Raw genomic sequence first — 1,247 nt, 5'->3', positions numbered from 1 at the left:
TGTAATAGCCACAACTTGATCTGACAGTTGGTAGGTTTTAAAAGTTGTCAGATGGGTTCTGTGAATATAGCTTATTTTGTGCAAACCCGGCTGACGCAGCTTTTATCTCATCACTTTGTGGGGTGAGAGATAAAAGCTGGTCTTCGGCCAGTCTCTCCAGCAGCTTTTCCTGTGCCATTGGAATGCTATCCATAAAGGTCTGCATTGGTGTCTTGCCGAAGCAATACTTCCCGCTGTGTGTCCGCTCATTGTTGTAATTAAGCATCCATTTATCCAGGTCAGCCTGTAGTTCAGCAATGCTTCGATAGATCTTCTTTCTGAATGCTATGGCGTAGAACTCATCCTGAATGGTACGATGGAAGCGTTCACAGATACCGTTGGTCTGCGGACTTTTAGCCTTGGTCTTGCTGTGATCGATGTCTTCAATGGCCAGGTATAATTGATATTCATGCTGCTCCCTTGCCCCGCAATACTCGGTGCCCCTGTCAGTCAACACCCGAAGTAAACGCAGATCATGCTGTTCAAAGAAGGGCACTACTTTGTCGTTAAGCATTTCCGCAGCCACTAATGCGTTCTTTCGGTCATATAACTTGGTAAAGGCTACTTTGCTATAAGTATCAATAAAGGTTTGCTGATAGATATGGCCCACACCTTTAATGTTGCCAACATAATAAGTGTCCTGTGCGCCTAAATAGCCAGGGTGATGTGTTTCTATCTCGCCATGTGCTTTCTTTTCTTCTTTGGCTTTTTCCAGCGCTACCACCTGTGCTTCGGTTAACACCAATCCTTCTTGTGCCGACTTAGCTTCCACTGCCTTTAAACGAAGCTTGAATGTGTGTAGATCGTGGCGGAGCCAGATACTTCTTACGCCGCCCGGGGATATCAGGATGCCTTGCTTTTTAAGCTCATTCGATACTCTTAGCTGGCCTAAAGCCGGTTGTTCGATAGCCATTTCAACCACAGCTTTCTCCACATGCTCTTCCACCCGGTTCTTCAAAACTGGCTTACGTCTGCTGATCTCCTGAAGGGCCAGTTCGCCGCCTTGTTCATAAAGTTCCTTGAACCGGTAGAAGCTATCACGTGAGTAGCCCATTACTTTACAGGCTTGTGATACGTTTCCCAAATGCTGGGCAAGCTCCAATATGCCCAGCTTGTTCTTGATGATCTTTGCTTGTGTTGTCATTATTCTAATCTCAGTTACGTTCTTTAATTAATCGTAACTGTCAGATTAAATCGTGACTATCTCA

General features: G+C 45.3%; 1 protein-coding gene. It reads right to left on the bottom strand.

Going from position 1 to position 1,247, the window contains the following annotated elements:
- Positions 1–37 precede the first annotated feature (37 nt).
- Positions 38–1,183: an IS481 family transposase gene (locus MUY27_RS20525; RefSeq protein WP_245133360.1), complete on the bottom strand. Its 1,146-nt coding sequence runs from the start codon at positions 1,181–1,183 to the stop codon at positions 38–40.
- Positions 1,184–1,247 lie beyond the last annotated feature (64 nt).

The organism is Mucilaginibacter straminoryzae, from assembly GCF_022953055.1.
Taxonomy (GTDB): Bacteria; Bacteroidota; Bacteroidia; order Sphingobacteriales; family Sphingobacteriaceae; genus Mucilaginibacter; species Mucilaginibacter straminoryzae.
Note: the sequence above shows the minus strand (reverse complement) of the source record. Positions and strands in the feature narration are given on the sequence as shown.

Excerpts from the sequence above, each read along its gene's own strand:
- MUY27_RS20525 (WP_245133360.1), bottom strand. The coding sequence starts at position 1,183 with ATGACAACACAAGCAAAGATCATCAAGAACAAGCTGGGCATATTGGAG.